Origin of the sequence: Pseudomonas sp. PDM03 (assembly GCF_014852385.1) — a bacterium.
GTDB lineage: Bacteria > Pseudomonadota > Gammaproteobacteria > Pseudomonadales > Pseudomonadaceae > Aquipseudomonas > Aquipseudomonas migulae.
The window spans coordinates 104,315-120,845 of the sequence record NZ_JACVBM010000005.1; the positions used below are offsets into that span (position 1 = coordinate 104,315).

The window sequence follows — 16,531 nt, forward strand, 5'->3', positions numbered from 1 at the left end:
CTAATAAATGATGGTTTGAAAAAGTAATGAATCAGGCTTCGGCGGGTTCCTTCGCCATTTGTCTCAACATTTGTTCGTAGTACTCGACCGACTGCGAACCGGACACCAGGTGCCGACCGTTGAGGATCATGGCCGGTACCGAATTGATGCCGTGCTGCTGGTAAAAAGCTTCCAGCTCACGTACTTCTTTGGCGAACGCTCCGGACGCCAACACCTCTTGAGCCGCCGCTGCATCCAGCCCCGCTTCGGCTGCCAGTCGAACCAGCGTCTCGCGATCGCTCGGGTTCTGGCCGTAGGTGAAGTAACCGCGTAGCAGGATCTTCTTCAGCGCAACTTGCCGCCCTTCCTGTAACGCCCACAACAGCAGACGGTGAGCATCGAAGGTGTTGTAGAAGTGAGTGCGCTTCTCCAGGTCAAACTTGAAACCGAGTGCTTCACCACGAGCGATCTGCATCGCTTTGCCGGAGGCGACGTCCTCAGCGGTGCGCCCGTATTTGCGCATCAAGTGCTCGACGGCTTTCTCGCCTTCGGGCGGCATGTTCGGGTTCAACTCGAAGGGCTTGTAGGTCAGCTCCACCGAGACTTCACCCGCCACGTTCTCAATCGCCTGCTCTAACGCCGTCGCGCCCAATGCACACCAAGGGCACACCACGTCGGAGACGAAATCGATGGAGACCGACGCAGTCACGACTTGCCCTCCTTCTCAGCCAGTTGCTTGCGGTACTGGGTGGTAGTGATCCCGGCGTAGCCCCAGTTATCGGTGTCGACTTCTTCGATCACGATGTGGGTCAGGTGCGGGTCCTTCTTGAGGACGCGTTCCAGTGTTTCAGTGATTTCAGCGATCACCTGAGCTTTCTGCTCAGAGGTAACGCCATCGCGGGTAATGCGTACGCTTACAAAAGGCATGAGGAAGATCTCCAGTGACCTGCTCATCGGGATGATGGGTAGGTGTTGGAGCTCAATGTAGGAGGTTGGGGGGTGGGGATAAAGGTGGGGGCGGGAACATCATTAGTTACGTGGTGTAATGCATGACGCCATAACGTGTCGCAATTTTTCACTTTTTGCGACACGTCTTGGAAACAGAATTCGCCGACAGAGCGGAGATCGCTTTTCGTAGGAGCCGGCTTGCTGGCGATGGCGATTTTGAAGACGCCATCGCCAGCAAGCCGGCTCCTACACGTTCGGGGGTTTAATCGACGATTACGGTTTCGACGGTGATTTGCTTGAGCGCGTGAAACGGTGCGAGAGCAGCTTCATCGGCGGTAGCCCCGGTAATCAACCGCCACTCCCGCTCAATCGGCGTCCAGTGCTGTTGCCGCGCACGACCGAGTTTGTCGGTGTCAGCGAGTACCACAATCTGTGCAGCCCGTTTGATGATGCATTCCTTGAGATACGCTTGCTGCGCACTCGCCTCGCACAAACCAAATTCCGCGACCACGCCGTCCGCGCCGAGGAAGGCTTTGTCGACGCTCAGCCGACTTAACGTCAACTCCGCCAACGGCCCCAATGTGCTCATGCTCGAACCGCGCAAGTCGCCACCGATCAAGGTCAGGCGAATACCCGGTGCATTGGCCAAGGTCATCACCGCCAGCAGGTTGTTGGTGACCACGTGCACGTCTTGTCGCGAGCACAGGTGATGGGCCAGCGCGGCGCAGGTGGTGCCGCCGTCGAGCAGGACGGTGTCGCCGTCCTGGACATGCGCCGCCGCCGCTTGAGCGATGGCGTCTTTCTGTTCCCACTGGCTGGTTTTGCGTTCTTCGAGGGAGGCTTCCGGTTCATGCACACCGACCACTGCGGTGGCGCCGCCGTAGGTGCGCACCAAGTGCCGTTGTTTGGCGAGCATGGTCAGGTCGCGGCGCACCGTGGCTTCCGAAACCCCGAGGGCCGCGCTCAATTGCTCGACGTTGGCATCGCCGATGCGTACGAGGTCGAGGATGGCGCGGTGGCGTTCGGAGGCTTTCATGGCGGGTCTCGCACGGTGGACGGTGGTCGATCTTACACGACAGCGCCCCTGCGGCTCATCCCCGTCGCGTGGCCAGTTCCGCGCCCTGGCGCAGCGCTTCGAGCAGGCTGCGCTCATCGGCGATGCCTTTGCCGGCGATGTCGAACGCGGTGCCGTGGTCGACCGAGGTGCGGATCACGTCGAGGCCGACGGTGACGTTCACACCCGCTTCCAGACCGAGCACCTTGACCGGGCCGTGACCCTGGTCGTGATACATCGCGACCACCAGATCGAAGTCGCCGCGTCCGGCGCGGAAGAACAGGGTGTCGGCCGGCAGCGGGCCGGTGACATCGAGGCCGCGTTCCTGCAACAGCTTCACCGCAGGGATGATTTTTTCTTCCTCTTCGCCATAACCGAACAGGCCGTTTTCACCGGCATGCGGGTTGATCCCGCACACGCCGATGCGCGGGCGGGCGATGCCGGCCTTGATCAGCGTCGCGTTGCCGCGCTCGATGGTGCGCTGGACCAGGCCCGGCTCGATCTTGCGGATCGCGTCGATGATGCCGATGTGGGTCGTGACGTGAATCACCCGCAGCTGCGGCGCCACCAGCATCATCGACACTTCGTCGACGTTGGTCAGGTGCGCGAGCATTTCGGTGTGGCCAGGGTATTTGTGGCCGCCGGCGTGCAGCGCTTCCTTGTTCAGCGGCGCGGTGCAGATCGCGTCAATCTGGTTGGCCTGCGCCAGCTCCACGGCACGAGCGATGTATTGGTAAGCGGCGTCACCGGCGATGGGCGAGAGTTCGCCGAATGGCAGGTCGTCGGGGATCAGGTCGAGGTCGATGCAGTCGATCACGCCGGTCTCGTAGCGTGCCTCGGAAGCGTCCTTGATGCGGCGAATTTTGGCGCTGCCGCCGACGATCACATTGGCTTGTTCGAGACGGCGCGCATCGCCAATCACCAGCGGTCGGCATTGTTGATAGACGATGTCGTGAGTCAGGCTCTTGACCACGATTTCCGGACCGACACCCGAGGCGTCGCCCATGGTGATGCCGATGATAGGGAGGTAATTGCTCATAGTGTTCATTCGAGTCCTTGGATTCGTGTGCGTTGGGGCGAGGAGCGATCGGCGCTGTCGCTCAGGTGTTGCCATGCCGCATACAAAGCGTGATCGGTGCCGAACGCGCCGGCCTTGGTCACGATGCCGGGACGATGGCCTTGCCGGGAAACAGTCGGGCGGGCGAAGGCAACGCCGGCCTCGATTTCGGTGATGAGTTGCAGGCTGTCGATGCCGACGGTGGTCAATATGGCCCGCGCCGTTTCGCCGCCGGTGGCGATCAGGCCGCCGACCTTGGCGAAGTGCGGTTCGACCAACACGGCCAACATGCTTGAAAGTTGCGCGCCCTCTTGCGGATCGAACGCGTCATCGCGGCCGATGCGCAGCAGCAGGTCGCTCCAGCCATCAAGTTGTTCGCCAATGCGCGCCTGCCAGGTTGCCCAATCTTCATGGGCGACGCCCTGGCGAAGGACCTCAGGCGGGACGACCAATTCGCTGACACCGCCGCGCTCCTTGAGCAGCGCGCATTGCCGCTCGCAGACGCCGGAAAGGCTGCCGACGAGGATCAGAATCGGCGCCTGGTTTTTTTCCTGCGCGGTCGGTTCGATGGCCGTAAACCGCGTTTCGGCGAAATCCGGAAGACTGGCGATTTCCCGCGCCAGGCCACCCGAACCGATCCAGAACAGCGGCTGATCCATCGACGCAGTCAGGCGAGCGAGGGTCAGCAGATCGTCTTCGATTTGTGCATCGACGATCAGCGCTTGCGTGCCGCTGCGGGCGACTTCGGTGATGTGCTGCGCGAGCGCATTTTCGTTGCCGCGCAAAGTGTCGAGGTCCAGCTTCGCGGTGCTCAGGCCGGCGGCGATGAGCATCGCTTCTACATCAGCTGGGCGATCAGCGTTTTCGAGCTTCCAGGTATCGGTGGTTTCCAGCGGTTGACCGTTCACGAAGACCCGACCGCCGCGCAACGTGCGCCCCGTAGCAGGGAATGCCGGGGCAACGATTGCCAGCCCGGCCAAGGGTTGCAGGGCAGCGACTTCCGCCGCCCAGTTACCGCGCAGGGTCGAATCGATTTTCTTGTACAACCGCTGCCCAGGCTGATGCAGCGCCTTGAACGCCGCAACGGTGCGCTCGGCAGCCTGCGCCGCAGAGAGGCGGCGAGTGTCCGTATCAGCAGCGATCACCTGAGCATCGGCCTTGTCATTCAAAGGATCGAGCGTGACGACGGTTTGCAGCCCGACACTCGCAAAACCAATGGCGCAATCCGCCGCGCCGGACAGATCATCGGCGATGATCAGAATCCTCATCGCAACGCCTCCTGCTTTTGAGGTTCGATCTCCTGCTCAGAGACGACGACAGGGTTGCGCTTTTGTACGCGCTTGGCGACGGCTGCAGTGAGTATCGGCGCAAGGATCGCGGTGACCACCACGCAGGCGGCTACCAATATGGTCGCGCTCTTGGCCGCTTCGGCGTAAACCGGATTGGCCGCCGCGATCAGCGCAGGAACGGCTGCGGCGTTCCCGGCGGTGGTAGCCGCAGCGACACCCGCGACGCCCGTGCCACCGGTCAAACGATCAGCGAAGAACAGCGGAATGCCAGTCAACACGACCACCGCAACACCCATGCCGAGACCCAGCAAGCCAGCCTGCCAGACGTTGTGCAGATCCAGGCTGGCGCCCAGCGCCAAAGCGAAAAACGGGATCATCACCGGAACGGCCTTGGCCAGAAAGTCGCGCATGTCGCGGTCGAGATTGCCCAGCAACATGCCCAGCGCCAGCGGCAGGATGCTGCCCACCAGCGTCGGCCACGGGAACGCCGACAGGCCGGCGATGCCGAGGGTAACCATGGTCAGAAACGGACCGGACTCCAGGGACATGACCGAGTAGGCGCCGACGTCTTCGGAGCGACCGTACTGCCCCATCAGCGCCATGTACAAGCCGCCGTTGGTGTCGTTCATCGCGGCGACCACCGCCAGCGTCGAGATGCCGGCGAACAGGCCTGACGAAATCGGCTGCTCGCCAAGGAAATGCCCGAGCACGATACCGATGAGCACGGCGATGCCGACTTTGGTAATCAGCAGCGTGCCGCCCTTCTTGAGCAGGTAAGGCGTGGCCTTGATGTTGATGCTCGCGCCCATGCACACATAGAACACCGCGAGGATAGGCAACGCTCCGGTGAACAGCGCGTTGGTGAAGGAGCCGAAAAACTTGGGCGTATCAGGCATGAAGGTGGCGACCAGCGAACCGATCAGCAGGGGCACGATCATCATGCCGCCCGGAATGCGTTCTATGGTGCGTTTGATAGGAAATTGGGCCACGAGGGTCTCCTTTTATAATTGTGGGGTAAGACGTGTTTCACCTCGAAACTGACTGAATCGATCACAGAGATGATTGATTCAGTCAAAATAATCTTATGCCACCCTTACAAATTGCGCAAATCAATCATTCTTGATGCTCGTTTTGATCATTTTGCGTCGATAGCAGTTGAGCACCTGATGCGCTTGCCGCGACCTAGAGCCTCGTGCCGCCCACAAAAAAGCCCCGAACCAGTCGGGGCTTCTTCGTTCTCAGCCTTCAATCAGACTTCGATACTGCAACCGATCATCAGAAAATGTTGATCGGGTAGTCGACGAACACACGGACTTCGTTGCCGCTGACGTTGTACTCGCTCGACTTCTGCGAAACACGCAGGATCGAGCTGCGCAGTTTCACGCTCAGGTCTTTGGCCGGGCCGCTTTGCACGACGTATTTGAACTGGTTGAAGATTTCGCGCTCGGTACCGCCTTCGCTGGTGGAAGTGGTGATGTTGTCGCCGCGCACGTAAGCCACGTTGTAGCTCAGGCCCGGAACGCCGAACGTGCTGAAATCCAGACCGTAGCCGACCTGCCAGCTGCGCTCGTCTTCAGCGTTGAAGTCGGACCAGTAGGAGTTCGCCAGGTAGATGGTGTTGCCACCGTCACCGACGCGACCTTGATCCTTCTGATAGCCGCCGTAGGCGTAGCCCAGGTTGCTGTCGCCGGTGCTGCGCTGGTGAGCGACGGTGAACGAGTGCGGGCCGGTGGCGAAGGTGGCTGCCAGGCTCCAGATCTTGTTGTCGTCGCCGGTGGCACCGCTTTCGCGGACGTAGGAATCGTCCAGCTTGGTGCGGTAGCCGTTGAAGTCGAGGGTCAGGGACTGATCCTTGTCGATCGGGAACACGTAGTTGGCGTTCACGTATTGCTTCTTCAACACGTCTTCAACGTCAGACGCGTACACCGCCGCCTTGAACTGCTCGGTGAACTGGTAGCTACCGCCCAATACGTTGATCGACTTCAGGCCACCGCTGTCACGGCCTTCCGCGCTTTTGCGCGATTCGGCGGTGAAACGACCGGCGTTCAGTTCCAGGCCTTTGATCTCCTTGGAGGTGATCAGCGTGCCGGTGTAGCTTTCCGGCAGCAGGCGCACGTTGTCGTAGCTCAACACCGGCAGGGCCGGCATCTGGTCACCGTAAGTCAGCGTGGTGCTGGAGAGACGGAATTTGACCGCTGCGCCGCCCTTCGACAGGTCGTCAGCCGCGTTGCCGCTGTCGCCCTTCTTGAAGAAGTCGATGCCTTGCGCGCCGGTGCGACCCTTGCCGCCATCCAGACGTAGTGCGTACAGACCGAACGCATCCACACCCACACCGACGGTGCCTTGGGTGAAACCGGACGAGAACGTGCCGATGGCCGCTTGGCCCCACTCGGCTTTGTCCGCACGACCGTCTTTGTAGTCACGATTGATGTAGGCATTGCGCAGCAGCACTTTGAGGCTGCTGTCTTCAACAAAACCCTTGGATTCGGCCTGGTCGTTAGCCATGGCCTGTGTCGCACTCAACATCCCCAGAGCGATCAGGCTGATTCGCTTATTCAACATTTTGTTCTTTTCCTTATTTCGGGTTGATACGCGCTGTGTCGAACGGCTGAAACGGCGCTATCGCACTCTTTTTTCACCCGAAAACAAAAAGGCCCGCCCACGATAAATCGCGGAGCGGGCCTTTTTATTTTTTTGAGTCATGGCGGTTAGCCACAGGCGTTGGGGCGAATCCTATCCGCGCCCTTAACCATGTGTCAATTTCATGAATCGTCTGTGATTAGGTGAAAATCGTCTAAGAAATTACTTGTCTACGATTGCCAGCTGCACGGTGTGGCTGTCGACGAATTGTTCAAATTGGGTAACTTTGCCATTGGCGATGGTCCACAAATGGGCGACGCGAGCATTCATCGAGCGGCCGGTGGCTTTGTAGACTCCGCTGTAGTTGCCGTAGGCAAACACTTTGTCTCCCTGTGCGACGTAGTCCTCGATCTTCAGCTGAAAACCTTCCCATTCGGTGGCCAGACGCTTGAAGACATTCTCGACGATGGCGTCAAAACCAACGTAGGTGCCGGCGTAGGGAAAGCCTGCGGCTTCGGTCCAGCGAGCGTCATCGGCCAGGGCTGCGGCGGTGTTTCGCGCATTTTCCTGGGAGTTGGCGCCTTCGTAGGTGCTTTTGATCAGGCTCAGGTTATCCATGAGAGGCTCCGGGAGAATTCAGTGGGCGCAGCCGGTGAGGCCACAGGCTTGAAACTCGGATGTCGCGGCGTCTGCGGGAAGCGATTGACTCAGCCATGCCGCGAAGGCTTGCGGTTTGCCGAGCCACGGGCTGATGTCGATCAACGTGAACTGGCCATCCTGCTCCAGGGCGAAGGTCGGGAAACCATGGCCGCCGACGTTGGCCAACAAGGCGCGACTGGCTTTGATGTGGCCATCGGTGTCGGCGTTTTCAAACGCTGACAGGAAGGCTTCGGCTTCCAGGCCGATGTCGTTGGCGAGCTCGATCAACACGGCTTCATCGGCGATACGCCGCCCTTCCACGTAATGCGCACTCTGCAAACGGCCCAACAACTCCAGTCCACGGCCAGCGATCTGCTGCGCCGCGAGCACGGCGGCAATCGGCGGAGCGGAATCGAACACCGCCGTTTCATCGCGCAGCAACCCTTCGAAATACGCTTCGCCGAATGGCTGACCGGTGTACTCGGCGATGCGCCGGTCGTGGGGCATCACGTAGTCACGCAAACGTGGCGAGACCCTCTGACGGTTGGCGCCGGTCATCATGCCGCCGCCATGGGCAATCACTGGCAGAACGGCCTGAGCGGCTTGCACCAACGGTTTTGCGCCGTAGCACCAGCCGCACAACGGGTCGTAAATGTAGTGAAGGATCATGGGAAGGCTCCGGCAAAAAGGTAGGAAAAATCGATGCCGGCAGGTTAGCCCTGCGACAGTTTCTGAAAAACGCCGGAATGGCTTTCAGTCTGTTTCATGAATCGGTCAAATGCTGAAATCCTTTCTGTAACAACTACGACACAAATTGAAACAATCAAACAAGGGAACTTCTCAGGAATAATTCACGAAAGTAAATAGCAAGCATTACCATTCGCGCCCTTCACGATACCCAAAAATCCTACGGATGCGTCCTTAATGCCTGCCCCATTTTGTCTTACGCCCTTCAGTCTTGGGCTCTCTGCCTTGCTATCTGCCGGTTTTTCCTACGCCGCGCCTACAACCCTGCCGGCAACCTCGATCAGCGCCGAAGCAGAGGCCGACGATCCACGTGTGAAAGAAACCAGCACAGCGACCCGCACGGCCACGCCGGTACGCTACGTGCCACAAGCCATCGACTCGATAAAAACCTCGAACGTCGTCGATTACGGGACCAACGATCTGGGCACGGCGCTGAGCGGAATGCCCAACGTCAGCAGCGGCGCCGACACCCGTTTCGACAGCTTGCGCATTCGCGGTTTCGACGCCAGCAACGACTTTTACCTGGACGGTATTCGGGACGACAGCCAGTACGTGCGCGACCTGCACAACATCGAGCGCATCGAAGTCCTCAAGGGGCCGGCGGCGGTGTTATACGGCCGTGGCAGTCAGGGCGGGATCGTCAACCGGGTCAGCAAGTTGCCGGAATTCGGCCGTCGTTCGACCATCGAAGCCCAAGGTGGCAGCAACGATCTGCGCAGCCTTTACGCGGACCTGAGCACTGACCCCAGCGAGAACATCAGCCTGCGTCTGAACATGGGCAACATGGATCAGAACAGTTTCCGCGATGGTGTCAGCGGCAATCGCCAGTTGTTCGCGCCGTCGATGAGCTGGCAACTGACACCCGACCTGAACTGGTTGGTGCAGTACGAATACAGCCGCTACAACCGTACGCCGGATCGCGGAATCCCCGGTGTCAACGGACGCCCGGCCGATGTCGGACGGGATACGACCTACGGCAGCGATAACGATTTCATCGATGACAAGTCGCAATCCCTGCGCTCGAAACTCAGCTATGACATCAACGAGAACTGGCAACTGCGTCAGACCTTGGGTGTGTTCAAGCTCAACAGCGATTTCGACAACACCTACCTGATCGGCTACACCCCGGCGACCAATTCGGTCACGCGCCAGCACTGGCAGCAGGACCTGAATACCCGCAACGTGTTTAACAACGTTGAGCTGGAGGGTGGTTTCGATACCTTTGGCCTTGAGCATCGATTGTTGACCGGCATCGAAATCGGCAGCCAGCGCCGCGACCCGATCCTGTACACCGCCGCCACGACCGGCCCCGGCAGTCGGCCTGTTCCGGCGCTGAACCTGAACAGCCCTAATCGCAATTTGCGTCACACCGGACGCATGCAGGTGTCCAGCGACAACCACACCGAAGTCGAAAGCCGTGCGGTGTACGTGCAGGACCAACTGCGCCTGAACGATGAATGGCAACTGTTGGGCGGTCTGCGTTACGACACCTTCGACATCGAATCGACCAACAACCTGCGGGACATTTCCGAGGACCGCGACAGCCACAGCACCAGCCCACGTGTAGGACTGGTCTGGACGCCACTGCAGAATCACTCCTTCTATGCGTCATGGACCAAGACCTTTTCCCCGGTGGGCGGTGGCTTGATCGGCATCACGCCTGGCGCTGCCGGCAACACCAACGACCTGAGCCCCGAGCTGACCAAGCAGAAGGAAATCGGCGTGAAGAGCGACTGGCTCGATGATCGCCTGAGCACCACGCTGGCGATCTACGAACTGGAGCTCTACAACCGTCGCACCAGCGATCCGCTCAACCCGACCATTACCTTGCTTACCGGTAAACAACGTTCCCGCGGGATCGAGCTGACCGGCACCGGCAAGATTGTCGGCAACTGGTACGTGCGCGGTGGCGTGGGCGTGCAGGACGCGACGGTCGAGAAGGACAACAACGGTTTTAAAGGCAAGCGCATCAGCAACGTGGCCAAGCACAACGGCAGCCTGTTCCTGACCTGGAAACCGGAAATGGGCTGGTACGCCGAAACCGGTTTGACCCTGGTGGGCCAGCGTTACGCCGACAACCTCAACACCACCGTGCTACCGGGTTATGGCCGTTGGGATGCGTTGGCCGGGTTCCGTCAGAAGGATTGGGATTTGCGCGCGGCGCTGAACAACATCAGCGACAAAACCTATTACTCGTCGGCCACCAGCGCGGCGCAGATTCAGCCGGGTGAACCGCGCAGCGTGGTGGTGACCGGGACTTACAGCTTCTAAACACCCCGGACTCCGACATCACGCCGCCCCGTGTAGGAGCCGGCTTGCTGCGGGCGGCGTTCCGACGATAGCGGTGGGCCAGTCAACGTATTTACTGGCCGGACGACCGCTATCGCCAGCAAGCCGGCTCCTACACGGGGTTCTGCGTAATGCCCACAAAACCATCGCCCATAAAAAAGCGCCGCCCTCCCGGCAGCGCTTTTATCAATCCGTTGTTTTTCTTCTTATCCTTCCATCACATCCCACAACGCTTCCAGTTCCGCTTCGCTGAATAAACCAGCGGGGTAACGCTCGATCATCATCCGGCGCGGATCAGGTTCCCTGATCTGACGCGTTCCATTGGACTTCAACCAGTGCGCCAGAATCTGGAGCGAATCGCTGTTCTTTACTGCCAGGGGATGCAATGCCCGCTCGCTCACTACATTCATTTCGGCGTTCATTTCCGCGCTCTCTCCTGGTTTGTGAGCGGCTAACTTATCCAAGGTTTATGACAGAACATCGAAGTCCTCCCCCTCCCTGTCTACACCAGGAGAGATACAAGAGCTGTGCCAATGTGTCTGGACGGTCGACGAGCGGATACAAAAAAGCCCGCAGTCCTGACGGGCTGCGGGCTTTCTGCGAGGCGTACGGGGAAAACGTTTGCCTGAGCGATTTAGCAATCAACTCAAGCTGTTACAACCCCACTCACTCCTTGTGCGGCGCGGGCTGTTGTTGGGTAAGGCAGTGGATGTTACCGCCTCCCAGTAACAGTTCGCGGCCCGGCACCATCACCACTTCGTGTTGCGGGAACAGGTTCTGCAAAATCTCTTTGGCCGGACCATCCAGCGGATCGTCGAAACTTGGCGCGATGATGCCGCCGTTGACGATGAGAAAGTTCACGTAGGAACCGGCCAGACGAACGGTCGGATTGCGCTCCTGAGTTCCGTCCACCGGATCGACACCGGCGCACTCTTCTTCGGTCGCATACAGCGGCCCGGGAATCGGCATCTTGTGCACCGTGAATGGGCGACCCTTGGCGTCGGTGCTGCTTTCCAGCACCTTCATCGCCGCCTGGCAGCGCGGGTAATTCGGGTCTTGCGGGTCGTCGGTCCAGGCCAGCAATACTTCGCCCGGACGCACGTAGCAGCAGAAGTTATCCACATGGCCGTCGGTTTCGTCGTTGAACAAACCGTCCGGCAGCCAGATGATTTTATCCACAGCCAGATTCGCGCTGAGCATCGCTTCAATTTCCGCACGGTTCATGTGCGGGTTGCGATTGCGGTTGAGCAGGCATTCTTCAGTGGTGATCAGCGTGCCTTCGCCATCCACGTGAATCGAACCGCCCTCGAGCACAAAACCCTCGGTGCGATAACGCGGGCTGCGCTCGATCTCGAGGATCTTGCCGCCGACCTGCGAGTCGCGGTTCCAAGGCGAATACAACCCGCCGTCAAAACCACCCCACGAATTGAAGTCCCAGTTCACGCCGCGGACTTCACCGCTGTTATTGATGACGAATGTCGGGCCTGTGTCGCGGACCCAGGCGTCGTCGCTGGACATCTCGACCACACGAATATTCGGCACATCGAGACGCGCCCGAGCGTTTTCGTATTGGCCGGCGGACACCGCCACGGTCACCGGTTCGAAACGCGCGATGGCCTTGGCCACCGCCACGTGTGCGGCTTGCGCCGGTTTGCCGCCCAGGCGCCAGTTGTCCGGACGCTCGGGCCAGATCATCCAGGTTTGGGTTTGCGCCGCCCACTCGGCGGGCATGTAGAAGCCGTCGGCGCGCGGGGTGCTGTTTAATGTGGTCATGCGGTCAGGACTCCAGGGAACCGTCGAGGGTTTTGAGCGCATTGTATAGGTTCGGGCGGCGATCACGGAACGAGCCCCACGCGCTGCGAATGTGCTCCAGTTCATCGAGGTCGAAGCGATGAACCAATACGCCTTCTTCGGTTTTATTGAGTTCCTGAACCTTCTCGCCGAACTGGTTGGCGATGAACGACGAGCCGTAGAAGGTAATGTCGTACCCGTCCTGCTCCTCATTGCCGATGCGATTACTGGCGATCAGCGGCATCAGGTTGGCACCGGCATGGCCCTGTTGCACACGCTGCCAATGATCGCGGGACGAAATGGTCTTGTCGTGCGGCTCGCTGCCGATGGCGGTCGGGTAGAACAGAATTTCCGCACCCAGCAACGCCATGCTGCGCGCGCATTCCGGGAACCACTGATCCCAGCAGATGCCCACGCCGATTTTCGCGTAGCGGGTGTTCCAGACTTTGAAGCCGGTATCGCCCGGGTTGAAGTAATACTTTTCGTGATAGCCAGGGCCGTCCGGAATGTGGCTTTTACGATAAATCCCGAGGTTGGAGCCGTCGGCATCGATGATCGCGATGCTGTTGAAACGCGCACGGCCGGCCAGTTCGTAGAAGCTGATCGGCAGCACCACTTGCAGTTCTTTGGCGATTTTCTGGAAGTGCTTGATGGCGACGTTGTCTTCAACCGTCGTGGCCAGTTGCAGGTAATCCGGGTTCGGCTTCTGGCAGAAGTACGGCGCCTCGAACAGTTCCTGGATCAGGATGATCTGCGCGCCTTTGGCCGCAGCCTCACGGACCAGCCTTTCAGCGGTTTCGAGGTTGGCTTCAAGGTCCCAGGAACAGGCCATCTGGGTGGCGGCGACGGTAACGATACGGCTCATGAATCATCTCCGGGCAGGTGCTGTGGGTCGAGTTTGGCATCGACCGATGACAGAAAGGGAAGCGCCGGGCGTGAAGAGACACGCCGCGGCAATGGCGACTTTATAGCCGATAAAAATCGGCTTTAAAAGCAATTAATCTTCCATCTGTCGAAAACAACAGCACTTAAACCCGATAACAATCGAATTAAACCCTATCCTGTAGGAGTGAGCCTGCTCGCGATAGCGTCGGAACATTCAACATGTGTGTTGGCTGATCCGACGCTATCGCGAGCAGGCTCACTCCTACAGGGGGGTTATGTGTTTACAGACCTTCGGCCAACACCTTCGCCAGCATGTCGACAAAGAAATCCACACTCTGGCGCGACGTAACCATCGGCGGTTTGATCTTGAGGACGTTCAGGAAATCACCGGTCGGCTGCATGAAAATCCCCAGCTCCCGCAACCGGTCACACAGCGCCGTCGTCTCCTCGGTCGCCGGTTCCAGGGTTTCACGGTTGCGGATCAACTCCACGCCCAGATAAAAACCGGAACCGTGCACCGCGCCCACCAGCGGATGACTGTCGATCAGCGCCTCAAGACGCTCCTTGAAATACCCGCCCACGACCTGGGCGTTTTCCCAGAGTTTTTCCTCTTCCATCACATCCAGAACGGCCATGCCGATCTGGCAACTGACCGGGCTGCCACCCGCCGACGAGAAGAAGTAGCCCTCGGCCTCCAGCGCTTCGGCGATTTCCCGACGGGTGATCACCGCGCCCAGCGGTTGGCCGTTACCCATGCCTTTGGCCATGGTGATGATGTCCGGCACCACGCCCTGCTCTTCGAAGCCCCAGAAGAAATGGCCCATGCGGCCGTAACCCACTTGCACTTCGTCGGCGATGCACACGCCGCCCTGCGCACGGACCATTGCATAGACCTGTTTCAGGTAACCCGGCGGCAGCGAAATACCACCGGCATTGCCATACACCGGTTCGCAGATGAAACCGGCCAGCGGGCGTTGCTGCTCCGCGATTTTCGCCAGGTTGTGTTCGACGCTGCGCACATAATCCGGCGCACTGTCCGGGCCACGGAATTCGCCGCGATAGGTGTTCGGCGCGGTCACCGGGTGCACCCAGTCGGGACGGCTGCTCAAGGCCTTGGGGTTGTCGGCGATCGAGGTCGAGACCGCGTCCGCCCCCACGGTCCAGCCGTGATACGCCTCCAGCACGCTGATGATGTCGCGACCGCCGCTATAGGCCCACGCCAGACGGATCGCCAGGTCGTTGGCCTCGCTGCCGCTGTTGACCAGGAACACCCGGTCCATGCCCTCCGGCGACAGTTTCAGCAAGCGCTCGGAAAACTCGGCAACCGCTGCGTAGTTGAACCGCGAGTTGGTATTGAGCAGTGACCATTGACGACTGGCGACCTCGGCCATACGCGGGTGACCGTGGCCAAGCACCGCGACGTTGTTGAGCATGTCGAGGTAGGAGCGACCCTGCATGTCGATCAAGTGATTGCGCCAGCCACGCTCTATGCGCGGCGGGTCGACGTAATAGTGCTTCTGGGTCCGGGCGAAACTGGCGTCGCGGCGCGCCAGCAAAGTCTGCGAATCAAGCTCTGCCTCGGCATCGCACGCCAGCCCCAACAACGCTGCCGGCGACGGGCACAACGCTTGCCAGGCGGCCGCGCGCGAAGGCGTGCAAAACAACGGCGCATCGAGCGCCGCGCCTCGGCACAACTGCACCCGCAACGGGCCGCTGACCGAACCCAACACCTGGCCTTTGACCAGTGCCGCACCGGTGTGCAGCGACGGTGTCACGCCCCACAACCGCACGCTCAACTGTGGGCCGTCCAGTTGCAGCACACCCGGCGCCGGTTGATGCACAACCCCGGCAAACGGCGATTCGACCGCAGTGCCATGAGGCACTCGCAGCTCGACGTGCAATGGGCAAGTGTCTGGTTCTGTCGCACTGTCCGGGCGGGTGCGGGATAAACGGTATTGTCCGTAACGGCTCGCTGCCAAGCCGTGGGCCGCAGCCGCTTCGCTCAACAGACGCTGATCGATCCCCTCCTGCTCCCAGTTACCGGCCTCGAAATGCGGGCTCAATACGCCCAGATCGATCAAGGCAAATTCGCGCCCGACCAGGCTCGGCAGCAGCGGTGCGAAGCCTTCGCTGCCGATGTCCGGCAGGCTGTGACCCACCGAGGTGAGGATCGCCGCTTCCATCAACGCCAACGGCACCGACGTGGCCACGCGGAAAATCTCCCACTCATGGGTCAGGTTGTCGCGACTGTAGGCATTACCCGGGTCGATGCTGACCTGCTGCTCGCCGCTGAGCACCAGTACCGCCGCCCGCGCAACGATCAATGGCCACAGCGCCAGCAGCTCTTCGTGTTGCAACGGATTGACCGCGTGATAAGCCTGAACCGCCGGCAAAATGTAGAACGGATCGCCTCCGGCATGGTGCAGCAGCGCCGCGCAGGTCACCGACAAGTCGGTAATGCGCCACGTGCGGACCAGATCGCCAAAATCGATCACGCCCTGCAATTGCCACTGGCGTTGCGCATCGCGCTGCCAGACCGCGTTGTCGTCGGTGATGTCCATGTGAATGGCTTGTACCGGCAACTTGTCCATCAGCGGCTGCAAATGCCGCTCGGCCTGCTCGGCCACTTCGGCGATCAACGCGCGTTGCCGGTCATCTTCAATCACCGGCAGCAAATGCGCGATCAACGCATTCGCGTGGCGGGCGTCCCACTGAAGGGTGCGCTCAAGGCCCGCATGATCGAAAGCGGCCAGCGCCAGGTCCATTTCGCCGCAGAGCCGGCCGAAACCGGCCACCACGGATCCGGGCAGATGATCGAGATGTGTAAGCGACTGGCCCTCGATGTATTCGAGCAGGCGTACGTGCACCGCTTGCCCGTCGATTTCCAGTGACAGCAGGTCGGCGCCGCTTTGCGCGGCAATCACTCGCGGCACCGGCACACCGGAGTGTTCGGCCAGATGCTTGAGCCCGGCATGCTGGGCTTGCAGCTCCAGCACCGAATAGTCGCCCCGGCAGATTTTCAGGACGAAACGCCCATGCTTACTGTCAACGCGGAAGTTCAGGTCTTGCTGGCTGCCGAGCGCCTGCAGCTTTGCGCTCAGCCCGTAATGCCCCTCGAGCAGCTCAAGCGCTTGCTCCGCAGACACTTGCGGGCTGGGCAAACTGGCGCGATGAATCAACGTGGCGAGCGGCATACAACAACCCCTGAAATTTTATTAGGCGCTTATATCGCCACCGCATCGGTCGATAATCAACCCCCTGTTTACGCCACAA

General features: G+C 60.1%; 14 protein-coding genes. 1 reads left to right on the forward strand and 13 read right to left on the reverse strand.

The genetic code is table 11. The features are described 5' to 3' along the window. Nucleotides 1-31 precede the first annotated feature (31 nt). The 9 genes from IB254_RS10370 to IB254_RS10410 form a co-directional block, all read right to left on the reverse strand. Nucleotides 32-688: a DsbA family oxidoreductase gene (locus tag IB254_RS10370; protein WP_192417216.1), complete on the reverse strand. Its 657-nt coding sequence runs from the start codon at nt 686-688 to the stop codon at nt 32-34. Beyond that, nucleotides 685-906 carry a tautomerase family protein gene (locus IB254_RS10375; RefSeq protein WP_008025002.1) on the reverse strand — a complete coding sequence of 74 codons (222 nt, stop codon included), beginning with the start codon at nt 904-906 and terminating at the stop codon, nt 685-687. Before IB254_RS10375 ends, IB254_RS10370 begins: the two co-directional genes overlap by 4 nt. A gap of 283 nt (nt 907-1,189) precedes the next feature. Beyond that, nucleotides 1,190-1,963, reverse strand: a complete 774-nt coding sequence (locus tag IB254_RS10380) for a DeoR/GlpR family DNA-binding transcription regulator (RefSeq protein WP_192226787.1) — start codon at nt 1,961-1,963, stop codon at nt 1,190-1,192. A gap of 55 nt (nt 1,964-2,018) precedes the next feature. After that, nucleotides 2,019-3,020: a 4-hydroxythreonine-4-phosphate dehydrogenase PdxA gene (pdxA, locus tag IB254_RS10385; RefSeq protein WP_192227011.1), complete on the reverse strand. Its 1,002-nt coding sequence runs from the start codon at nt 3,018-3,020 to the stop codon at nt 2,019-2,021. A 5-nt stretch (nt 3,021-3,025) separates the two neighbouring features. Next, a complete protein-coding gene (locus IB254_RS10390; RefSeq protein WP_192417217.1) occupies nt 3,026-4,306 on the reverse strand; it encodes a four-carbon acid sugar kinase family protein in 1,281 nt (426 codons plus the stop codon). Continuing rightward, nucleotides 4,303-5,316, reverse strand: coding sequence for a 2-keto-3-deoxygluconate permease (locus IB254_RS10395; RefSeq protein ID WP_192226783.1), 1,014 nt, complete (start codon nt 5,314-5,316; stop codon nt 4,303-4,305). Before IB254_RS10395 ends, IB254_RS10390 begins: the two co-directional genes overlap by 4 nt. Before the next feature lie 286 nt (nt 5,317-5,602). Continuing rightward, nucleotides 5,603-6,889: an OprD family porin gene (locus IB254_RS10400; RefSeq protein ID WP_192226780.1), complete on the reverse strand. Its 1,287-nt coding sequence runs from the start codon at nt 6,887-6,889 to the stop codon at nt 5,603-5,605. A 240-nt stretch (nt 6,890-7,129) separates the two neighbouring features. Next, a complete protein-coding gene (locus tag IB254_RS10405) occupies nt 7,130-7,525 on the reverse strand; it encodes a nuclear transport factor 2 family protein (RefSeq protein WP_192417218.1) in 396 nt (131 codons plus the stop codon). An 18-nt stretch (nt 7,526-7,543) separates the two neighbouring features. Next, the gene (locus IB254_RS10410; protein ID WP_192417219.1) at nt 7,544-8,215 is read right to left on the reverse strand and encodes a DsbA family protein; all 672 of its coding nucleotides are present in this window, start codon (nt 8,213-8,215) and stop codon (nt 7,544-7,546) included. 255 nt (nt 8,216-8,470) lie between these two features. On the opposite strand from IB254_RS10410, the gene IB254_RS10415 reads away from it, so the two are divergent. Next, complete coding sequence (locus IB254_RS10415; protein WP_192417220.1) at nt 8,471-10,564, forward strand: TonB-dependent receptor; 2,094 nt, start codon at nt 8,471-8,473, stop codon at nt 10,562-10,564. Between the two features lie 224 nt (nt 10,565-10,788). Here the strand turns inward: IB254_RS10415 and IB254_RS10420 are convergent, their stop codons facing one another. From IB254_RS10420 to IB254_RS10435, 4 genes are all read right to left on the reverse strand, one after another. After that, the gene (locus IB254_RS10420; RefSeq protein ID WP_008040104.1) at nt 10,789-11,004 is read right to left on the reverse strand and encodes a hypothetical protein; all 216 of its coding nucleotides are present in this window, start codon (nt 11,002-11,004) and stop codon (nt 10,789-10,791) included. A gap of 244 nt (nt 11,005-11,248) precedes the next feature. Continuing rightward, entirely contained in the window at nt 11,249-12,355 is a 1,107-nt protein-coding gene (aguA, locus tag IB254_RS10425) for an agmatine deiminase (protein ID WP_192417221.1), read from the reverse strand. Nucleotides 12,356-12,359: 4 nt separating this feature from the next. Continuing rightward, a complete protein-coding gene (aguB, locus tag IB254_RS10430; protein ID WP_008025021.1) occupies nt 12,360-13,238 on the reverse strand; it encodes an N-carbamoylputrescine amidase in 879 nt (292 codons plus the stop codon). Between the two features lie 301 nt (nt 13,239-13,539). Continuing rightward, a complete protein-coding gene (locus IB254_RS10435) occupies nt 13,540-16,452 on the reverse strand; it encodes an aminotransferase (RefSeq protein WP_192417222.1) in 2,913 nt (970 codons plus the stop codon). Nucleotides 16,453-16,531 lie beyond the last annotated feature (79 nt).